The following is an 837-nucleotide window of genomic DNA, read 5'->3' as shown; positions in this document are numbered from 1 at the left end:
CGTGACCTCGGTGGGCGGCGACGACAGCGGCCTGGCGACAGGCCTCAAGGCGGTGCGCACGCCGATGGTCATCGTCGACCGTGCATTGGACGGGATCGATGTCGATTTGGTGCGCATCGACCATGAACAGGGCGCTTACCTGGCGACCCGGCACTTGCTCGATCTGGGTCATCGCGACATTGCCTGCATTGGTGGCCCGAGTCATACCCGCGTGGCACAAATGCGGATGGCGGGTTACTACCGTGCCCTGGCCGAGGCTGGGCTCGAAGTGCCGGCCGGCCGTGTGCTGGAAAGTGATTTCACCAGTACCGGTGGTTACGCGGCCGCGGCGCAATTGCTGGCGGATAATTCCCCCAGCGCGATTTTTGCCGGCAACGACATGATTGGCTTCGGCGTCTTGCGCGCCGCTGCCGAACGTAATATCCGGGTTCCCGGTGAGCTGTCGGTGATCGGGTTTGATGATATCCAGATGAGCCAGTACGTGTACCCGGCGCTGACCACCGTGGGCCAGTCGATCCTGCAGCTGGGAGAGATGGCGGCCGAGCTTTTACTGCGACGAATTGCGACACCCCAATTGCCGATCGATCAACGCATCGTGACGCCGAGTATTGTCCTGCGCGAGTCGACGGCGCCGTTGGCCGGTGTGTTTGCCCAATACCGCTGAACCGAATTGATGAGTACTGATGTATGCCAGCAAAAGTAGTGGTAATAGGCAGCCTGAACATGGACCTGGTCACCCGGGCCAGTCGGCTGCCCCGCGCCGGTGAAACCCTGATCGGCCAATCGTTTTCCACCGTTCCCGGCGGCAAGGGCGCGAACCAGGCGGTCGCTTCGGCG

Annotated in this window: 2 protein-coding genes; both read left to right on the top strand. The window is 62.4% G+C overall.

Features of this window, described 5'->3' with window-relative positions; translation table 11 throughout:
* Positions 1 to 664 (top strand): substrate-binding domain-containing protein (locus HX846_RS24390; protein WP_178966244.1); only part of this gene is annotated, 664 nt, incomplete at its 5' end.
* Between the two features lie 23 nt (positions 665 to 687).
* Positions 688 to 837, top strand: a 150-nt coding sequence (locus tag HX846_RS24385) for a PfkB family carbohydrate kinase (RefSeq protein WP_256739882.1), incomplete at its 3' end; no start/stop codon positions are given.

Origin of the sequence: Pseudomonas sp. K5002 (assembly GCF_013386655.1) — a bacterium.
Classification (GTDB): Bacteria; Pseudomonadota; Gammaproteobacteria; order Pseudomonadales; family Pseudomonadaceae; genus Aquipseudomonas.
This window is presented reverse-complemented; position numbering and strand designations above follow the sequence as displayed.